The organism is Gammaproteobacteria bacterium, from assembly GCA_028819075.1.
Classification (GTDB): Bacteria; Gemmatimonadota; Gemmatimonadetes; order Longimicrobiales; family Gaopeijiaceae; genus BD2-11.
Window position 1 is genome coordinate 1 of record JAPPMM010000007.1, and the last position, 8,007, is coordinate 8,007.

The 8,007-nt window shown below is 65.8% G+C and carries 6 protein-coding genes; 2 read left to right on the top strand and 4 right to left on the bottom strand.

The genetic code is table 11. The features are described 5' to 3' along the window. Positions 1 to 448 precede the first annotated feature (448 nt). Positions 449 to 1,780 carry a PD-(D/E)XK nuclease family protein gene (locus OXU32_00635; GenBank protein ID MDE0072476.1) on the bottom strand — a complete coding sequence of 444 codons (1,332 nt, stop codon included), beginning with the start codon at positions 1,778 to 1,780 and terminating at the stop codon, positions 449 to 451. 526 nt (positions 1,781 to 2,306) lie between these two features. Between OXU32_00635 and OXU32_00640 the strand changes: the two genes are divergently transcribed. Beyond that, positions 2,307 to 3,419, top strand: coding sequence for a 6-bladed beta-propeller (locus OXU32_00640; protein MDE0072477.1), 1,113 nt, complete (start codon positions 2,307 to 2,309; stop codon positions 3,417 to 3,419). A 692-nt stretch (positions 3,420 to 4,111) separates the two neighbouring features. After that, positions 4,112 to 4,795 (top strand): outer membrane beta-barrel protein, encoded by a 684-nt coding sequence (locus tag OXU32_00645; protein MDE0072478.1) that lies wholly within the window; start codon positions 4,112 to 4,114, stop codon positions 4,793 to 4,795. A gap of 619 nt (positions 4,796 to 5,414) precedes the next feature. Here the strand turns inward: OXU32_00645 and OXU32_00650 are convergent. The 3 genes from OXU32_00650 to OXU32_00660 are packed head-to-tail and all read right to left on the bottom strand — an operon-like array spanning position 5,415 to position 6,911. Next, the gene (locus tag OXU32_00650; GenBank protein ID MDE0072479.1) at positions 5,415 to 5,882 is read right to left on the bottom strand and encodes a hypothetical protein; all 468 of its coding nucleotides are present in this window, start codon (positions 5,880 to 5,882) and stop codon (positions 5,415 to 5,417) included. Positions 5,883 to 5,892: 10 nt separating this feature from the next. Beyond that, the gene (locus tag OXU32_00655) at positions 5,893 to 6,354 is read right to left on the bottom strand and encodes a hypothetical protein (protein ID MDE0072480.1); all 462 of its coding nucleotides are present in this window, start codon (positions 6,352 to 6,354) and stop codon (positions 5,893 to 5,895) included. Beyond that, a complete protein-coding gene (locus OXU32_00660; protein ID MDE0072481.1) occupies positions 6,351 to 6,911 on the bottom strand; it encodes a hypothetical protein in 561 nt (186 codons plus the stop codon). Before OXU32_00660 ends, OXU32_00655 begins: the two co-directional genes overlap by 4 nt. Positions 6,912 to 8,007 lie beyond the last annotated feature (1,096 nt).

Genomic DNA, 8,007 nt, shown 5'->3' on the forward strand with positions numbered 1-8,007 from the left:
GTTACGGGCCGCAGGATCGTCTGAGAGCGACGATCGCCGGTCTCCGAGGGGTACGGGTAGGGTGGAAATCGGTGCGCGGCAGAGAGCGCTCCAGTCGCCCTCGCGGTTCGCGAGGCTGGCGACCAGAAGGCCGTGGAGCTTGGATGCGACGGCCCGACCGAAGCTGTTCCGGACGATGCCCGGAGCGGTGTTTCGGAGGCGTCCCAAGGCTGGCTTGACGCGGGTTATGGGAGACAAGCCAGCTACCCCCTTGTGGGTACAACGGGCTGGCGAGGGGCTCCGCCCCTTCGATCCCTGAAAAGCGCGATCAAGGTGGTCGCAAAGGCGTGGCGGCTCCCCCCCAACCGCCTCTCGGGCGGGCAGGCGCCGGGGGACGCGCGACGCTATGTCCGACACCGACCTCCGCGCGGGGGCGTCGAGATGCGCATGGCCGACCGCGAGTACCGGCCTACTTCGTTTCCTCCGCAACCGGCGCGGGCTGAAACGCCAGGCACCGGAAGTAGTCGTTGATGCGCGTGTAGTCCGAATCCTCCGCGTCCAGGAATTCGTCCACGGCTTGCCGCACGGCGACCGTGACCGCCGCGGTTGATGTGCCCGAGAGGGTTTCGTCGCCGACGAGTTCGTGGCGGTAGAAGTGGAAGTGGTTGAATGCCCCGGCTTTCATCGGGTATCTGCCGCGACGGCACCGGTCCACCGGAATCTTGCGCATGCAGGCTGCGATCCGATCAACCGCATCCCGACGACCGGGGGAGGATTCCAGCACCACGACGACGCTGCGGAGCGTGAATTCGAAAAACCAATAGATGCGCCCGCCAGTCCCGCCAAGCCCCAGCCCCTGAGCTTCTTGCAGGTCCCAGCTCAGCCACAGCACAGCTTTCCCTTTGCTAGCGGTGATCGTCGTCTCTATTCCGCGACTCGCCAGCAGGTCTCGAACTTCCGACCGCAACCTCTCCGGCTCCTGGCCGAAGTCCTTCACCAACCGCACCACGGTGTCCGCGTGACGCTTCGGCACCATCGCCCGGATCTCTTGCTCTCCCCCCTCGTCGCCAAGCACGCCGAGCATGTATTTCAGCAGGGAATGGTGGTCGTCCAGCAGCTTCCTCAAATAGTCCGCGTCGCTCTCCTCCGGGCCGATCAGGTGACCGACCGCCACGAGGTACTGCCGAATGAAAGCGGCCACTTCCTCCTGCCAGAAAGCGTCCGCGTCGTGCATCGTCTTGATCTGCGCACCCACATCCCGCCAGCTTACATGCGCGATCTCGTCCTCCCCATCGATTCCCTCCCGCGACGTGGAGAGCAGCACGCAGTGGATGTCGTGGCCCGAGTACTCGGGGCGCAAGCGCTCCAGGTGTGCTCGCACCTGCTCGTAATGCTCCGGCGAAGCCCACGCCGGCTTGTTCTCGATCGCGACAATGTGCCGAGCATGATCGCTCTCCAGAAAGATCACCACGTCCACATAGTACAGCTCCCGCTCCACCCGTACCGTCTGCCCACCTTCCCCGCGGACGATCTTTCTCGGCAACCTCCCGGGCAACTTCGCCTGGCCCAGAAACCACTCCAGAAAGGCCCGGCCAATCCCATGGGTCTCATTCGGGTCAAGCAACCAGGCCATCACGTTGCTGTGGCGAATCTCGTACTCCGCATAGCGCAGCACGTCGAAGGCGTTGAACTCCCGCCGCTTCACATACTCTGCGTGATACCGGAGGAATCCAGAATCCCCGACCAGCCTGTCCACCTCCTCCACCCTCGTCATCCCGGCCGCCGTTGCCTTCCGGTCCATCGTCGCTCCATGGTCGCGGCTTCTCATGTGATCGTCTTCGGCTTCGTTCCAACAGTCAGTCATGATACGCCGGAGGCCAGCCCCTTCGCACCTTCGGCGCGGCGAAACGGAAGGGCGGGAGAGCCCTACGGCATCTGGCCGAGTGGCTGCCGCCGGGATGGGATGGGAGACGGCCTCCGACCGCGAACTCCGTCAGAGCGCGGGCGTCAGGGGGGTACCAGGGGGCACAGCCCCCTTGCCAGGCCGCCACGTTCAACGTGGTGTCGACTGGCTGGCTGGCTGGCTGGCTTGCTTGCTTGCTTGAGACCGGTATCGGACACAAGCAAGCCTTCGCGTTCCCCGCTCTTGGGTGCGTGACGTACTCGACCCCGATCGCGTGGTTCTGTGTCGCGCAGGCAACGGTGAACCTGTACGATGGAAGAGGGGAACAGCCCGTTCCAAGGCGAAGCCCCACCGCGGAGCGCTACCGGGGACGGACCCGCTCCCTCTCCACGCCTTCCGCGTTCCACAGAAGCGGAGCTTGAGCATGCGCAAGATCCTTCTCTCGGCCTGCGTCGCCGTCTTGCTCGCCGCGACGCAGGCGGCCAGCCAGCTTCCGGTCGTCGACCTCTCCGACAGGGCCGTGGAGACGCTGATCCCACCCGAGTTCGATGACGGATTCTTCAATCGTATCGGAACGATTGTGATCCGGGACGATGGCTTGTGGGTGCTTGATGCCGGCCAGAGGAGAGTGTTCCGGTTTGACACCGAAGGCCGCCTTGTCGTCGCCTTCGGTCGACAGGGAAATGGTCCGGGCGAGTTGCTCTGGCCCAGCGCGTTGCGCGTCGATTCGGTGGTGACGATACCCGATATGCGGCAGATGCGCGTGAGTCGATTCACCCTAGACGGCGAGCACCTGGAGACTCGGCGCGTGAGCGGACCGGTTGTGCCTTCGGGCGGGTTGGCCGTCCTGCGAAACGGCGTCACGGTCTACGCCACCGCTGTACGCTACACAATGAGTTCCAGTGGCGTCGGGGGCGATCCGAATGGTCATGTGACCGTGGGATTCTCCGGGTCCAGCCGGGCCGATACGATCGCGAGTCTGCAGGGCGGTGTTGTGATGTGGCAATCAGCGGGCGAGATGTCGTTATTCAGGGCCGGCTTTGGCGACGCCGGTGCCTGGACGACGATGGGCGACAGCGCGATCGTGGTCGCGGACGGAATCACGGGCACGATTTCTGTCTTCACGGTGCCCGACTCGCCGGGGATGGAGACCGATACTCCGCGGCTCTCGGTGGACTCGGTGACGATGGGCATCGCGGGGCATCCGGTGACCGGGGCGGACCGAGAGCGGGCCGAGGCCGACTTTCGGAGGGACAACCCGAACGTTCGAGGGCGGGTGACCTTCGCGGGTTGGCCAAGCTATTGGTCGGTAGCCGTCAGCCTGCTGGTTTCGGACGACGGCAAAGTGTGGGCACGGCGGATAGTCTATGGAGACGACCGTCAGCACTGGACCGAAGTCGACCTCCACGGACCCCCTCGCCAACAAGTCATTCTTCCCGAGCGCTTCTCCCTTCGCGCGATCGCAGGCGGGAGGCTCTACGGAGTCGCCAGAGACGAACTGGACGTTCAGCGCGTGGCGTTTCTGGATCTCCGGTGACGACTCGCCCGACCCCACTTCGTTGGGCTGCCCGGCCCCATCATCGACCTATCCGACCGAGCCGTGGAGACGCTGATTCCCGCCGACGTCTGAGGTCGGATCGACCGGCTGGTCGGCGTCGTGGGCCGGAGCGCGTTCGCGAGCGTCCCGGTGCTCCCGCTTACGGCCGCACCTGCATGTGAAATCGACGCCGGGGGGCGATTCACACTTCGACCCTCCGGCGATTCACACGGCGGCTGGTACCTATCCGACGGGGCCGCAACGTCTTGACTTCCGGTCGCCCGACCGGGCGTTGCCGGACGGGGCGAAAGGGCGGGGCTGGGAGCGACCCCCCAGTCCGAGGGCTTGGTACGGGTTCGGGGACAGGTGTGTTTGCACACCCCTACCCCCGACCCTCGGGGTCGCTCCCGGACCAGCGATCCCTGCGGGAAGGCGGTTCGCGCGCCGCTTCAACGCGGCGGAGCACCCGTCCCCCGACCGGTCGGTCGTAGGACAACCCTCCATCGCCGAGCAGAACGAGAGAACCCGCAGGGTCACGATCCTCACCTCTCAGTCGGGACACGGATCCGAAGGTGACCGACCGCCTCCTCGCGAACGTGGGAGGTGCGGATAGGTAGTGATCCCCGCTTCATCCGCTCCTGATGGTAGCAGCCCCGTAGTCTCATTCACAACACCCATGAGGAGGTTTCCCGATGAAACGGCCATCGCTCGTTCTGCCCGTCGTCCTGTTCATCTTCGCCACCGCCTCTCCGGCCTTGGCGCAGACCACGCTGTCGCTGACCGGCGGCCTGAACCGGACGACCATGACCGCCGACCCGCCCGACGGCATCGTATGGCGTTCCGAGTCCCTCACGAGAATGTCCGTCGGTTTGGCGGCGACCTTTCCGGCCTCGGAGCGTATCGGATTGCAGCTTGGCGTCGCGTACGCCCAGAAGGGCGGCAGGTTGAGCGGACTGGACGGCGACATCTTCGCCACCACGGAAATCGCGCTGGACTATTTCGAGTTCTCCCTGCTGGCCGTGCCGACATTCCCCTTGTCGTCATGGGACCACTCCGCCGTCCGGTTCTTCGCCGGTCCCACCTTGGCGAGCCGGATCGACTGCGACTTCGACGCGTCGGCCCGGCTCGGTCCGGAGCGGGTCACCGCCTCCGGCGGCTGCGACGCTGGTGGCCGCGACGAGGTCGAGGCCACGATGGACCTCGGGGTCGTCGTGGGCGGAGGCATCGCGGTCGGCGTGACGGAGCGGGCGAGCGTGAGCTTCGACCTGCTGTACACGCTCGGGCTCATTCCCATCGGAGAGGGAGACTCGTACTTGAGCGGACCGAGGCAACGTGTCCTGACGCTTCGGACGGGCGTGGCCCTTCCGATCGGATAGGGCTGTCGAGCGGCAAAGGAGCGACCGTCCATCCTCGTAGCATGGCCGACGGCATCCGCGTGCTCGCCGAGATGGGCGGCCACCTCGACTTCAGCGCACATTGAGACCAAGCGCTAGGTTGGACCGGCCAAGCCGGCCGCAAAAGCCTTCCTGCAAGGACTGGTGGACTGGGAGCGACCCCCGAGGGAGGGTGTCCGGGATGTGCACATCCCAACCCTCCCCGATGCCCGCACTGGGCATCGAAACAGGGGGGTCGCTCCCAGCCACGGCCCCCTGAGACCGATTCGCTATTGCCGCACCGGAGACAATGGGGCAACCACAATGACTGCAGCAACTTGTAGCATCCGCAGTGTGTCGCATCCGTGGGCGAAATTCGTGTCCGGGCGACCCCGAAATCAGATACACATGTCCCGTTCGGCACCCGGCAGCCGGATTCCCCCATCAGAACAGCTTCCGCCGGAGGCGTTCCGACTGCCATGTGCCCGCCCGGTGCAACAGTCCCCGGCCGGACTCCCGGCGAGCCCGATTTTGGAGTTCCGCCAGCCGCACGAGCCTGCCCCGGATGTCGCCGCACGCCTCTCGGATCAAGCTAGCAGCTAGCGTCTTCGCTGCGGACCTGTCACCCTCGCTGCCGGACCAGAATGATGTTCAGCGTCATCGGATTCGGCTCAATCCGCGCGCCAATCGTCTGGCCGTCCGGACCCGTGCCCCGTGCCTCCCCGAACTCGATCACCAGGGTTCCCGAGATCCGGTTGGCCAGAAACGTCCCTCGCAGGCGTGAGTCCGCAGGCATTGGTGTGTCGAGTCCTGCATCCAGCTCGAGGGAGGCGTCCAGCGCGACCTGTGCGCCGGCCAGGTTGCCCTCGGCCGTACCATCTCCTTCGAGCGAACCGGGCGCGACCAGAGACATGGTGCCGCGGACGCTGCCGCCAGCCTCCGACAGCTCGTAGCGGTAGGTCACGACCCCAAGGGTGGCACTCCAGATGCCCGTCAGGCCGTTGAGTTCCGGGTCGGTGGTCGCCGGATCGCCGCCGGCACAGGCGGCGAAGGCCAGCAGCGACACGAGCGGGAGCGTCGTCCTGTACATGATGCTCTCCTCAGCCGCGCACGCGCGCGGCAAGAATGAACGAGAACCGGTGCCTGCCGCTGCGTGGTGCCTCGGGCATCACGGTATACTTGCCGCCAACCGCCATGCCGCCCCCGATGTCCAACAGGAAACCTGTCCCCCGCCTGTCAAAGAACAGGTACTTGAGGGCATCGGGGAACTCAGTCAGCACGACCGGAAACACCGACGAGAATCCACCCAGGAACACGCTCACGAACAGTCTGTCCCTGATGCGGAGCCCGACGTGCGCTTCATGGTACAGCAAGGGGCTATCGTCGTAGAGTCCGCGCATGATGCCGAGTTCGCCGCCCCATGTGTACGAGCCCGGAACGTCCATGAAACCGACACCGATGTCATCCCCGCCGACGCCGTAGACGACGAAGCCTTCGTTGTCGTCCTGCCCTGCGAGCGGCGCGACCGCCAGCATCAGGGTGGCGAGGGGCGCGAGTTTCATCTTCGTACCGGAATGCCGATGCCGGCCGTGGCCAAGACGGCCTCGGTCCAGGTCGTCTCGTCGATGCGGACAAGCCCGCGCAGCAGGGAGATTTCCGCACCGAAGGACCAGCCTTCGCCCCAAGGAATCGGGACCGCGAAGCCCGCACCCAATGTGCCGCTGAAGTCATAGGACTTCTCGCTGTGGAAGCAGCCCAGCACCACGTCGAAGCACAGAGCGCGGATCCCGAGCGAGGCGCCGACGGCAACAAACAGGTCCAATCCGTCGTTCCCGGGATCCCGTCCGAAGAGCACCAGGACGGGCAACTCGACGTAGTGCGCCAATCCCTTCCGTATCCAGAGCGCGCCGATGCGGGTTGTCAGGCCGCCGCTCCTCGGGAAGTCGAGGTAGACCGCACCCGCCGGCGCGGACGAATCGTCCACGGAGACTTTACCAACATATTCGTCGGCCTGGCGGACGTTTGCGTCGGCGGCTCCGATCCGGAAGTTGACACTCTGCCCCGAGATCGGGGTAGCGCCCAAGAGCGCGATGATGAGCAGGACCGCCGGCTTTCGCATTGCCTCGCCTTTTGGCTGTTGACACCCCGGGCGAGACAAAAAGATTCCGTCAACTACGCAGGAAGCATCATGCCATCGCCCTCGCGAAGCGGAAGGCTCGGGAGCGCGGCACGCGCCCTCCGACCCCAACGCCTCAAACCCAACTCCGGGGGCGGACATTTCTACTTTGGTTTGCACCCGGTGCCCCCGCTCTAGCGCGCATCCCACCTCTCCGCGAGCTTTCCTACGCGCAGATCGTGCAGTCCATCTTCGAGGAGGAATCGAACGATGGCGCGCACGAAACGAAGTCGGCGCAGCTACTCAGAACACGGCGTAACCCACTACCATTATTGAAGTGACAGGCCGTCTGCCGCATGTGCTTACCTCATTCCTTACCCCTTCAGGAACGGGAATCAAATCGACTCCACTGGAGGGCTTTGGACCCGTAGGGGGTTTCGGCCGGTCGCCGGACCGGGGCGACCGTGGACGGAATCCAACCCCCGATAGAGGGGCGGGCCTCGCCCGCCCTGGAGATCGGGGGGACCGGCGGGCGCGGTGCAGGAGCGCGCCGGGAGAGCTGGCCCGCCGGTCTCCCGGATGCGTCGAAGGGCGAAGGGATCGGTTCGGCGGCGGATGCGGCCACGGTGCGGGAGGAGAGACTCGACGCCTTCGAGGGACCGCTCCCGGCTTGCCGGGTCCGGCGCGTCCGCCGGTTCCAACCGCGACCTCCAAGGGGAGCGGCAACCGCAGGGGGTTCGAAGGGGGCGGCGGAGCCACCCCTCGCCAGCCCGCCGTGTTATACGGGGGACTCCCCACCATTTGTCAACACTTCCTGAGGCGGGGCTGTAACCCCGCGTGGGGTGGCCGGACGGGCTGGGCAGTGCGTCGCCTGGCGTGCTGCTGGATGTCGGTCGAGCAGCGCGCCGGGAAGGGCGAGGAGATGGTCGCAGCCACGGTCGGCGCAGACATCCTCGAAGGGGATCACAGCATCCCCTCGGCGACCGCTGCCGGGGTTCGAAGGGGCGGAGTCCCTCGCCAGCTCCGGTGTATGACACCGGGTAGGCTGGCTTGTCTCCCATAATCATGCAGATTCCCGCGTGATTTGCATGACCGGGTC

Bases quoted from the DNA above. Each gene is read 5' to 3' on its own strand.
- OXU32_00635 (MDE0072476.1), bottom strand. From the start codon at position 1,780: ATGGACCGGAAGGCAACGGCGGCCGGGATGACGAGGGTGGAGGAGGTG.
- OXU32_00640 (MDE0072477.1), top strand. From the start codon at position 2,307: ATGCGCAAGATCCTTCTCTCGGCCTGCGTCGCCGTCTTGCTCGCCGCG.
- OXU32_00645 (MDE0072478.1), top strand. From the start codon at position 4,112: ATGAAACGGCCATCGCTCGTTCTGCCCGTCGTCCTGTTCATCTTCGCC.
- OXU32_00650 (MDE0072479.1), bottom strand. From the start codon at position 5,882: ATGTACAGGACGACGCTCCCGCTCGTGTCGCTGCTGGCCTTCGCCGCC.
- OXU32_00655 (MDE0072480.1), bottom strand. From the start codon at position 6,354: ATGAAACTCGCGCCCCTCGCCACCCTGATGCTGGCGGTCGCGCCGCTC.
- OXU32_00660 (MDE0072481.1), bottom strand. From the start codon at position 6,911: ATGCGAAAGCCGGCGGTCCTGCTCATCATCGCGCTCTTGGGCGCTACC.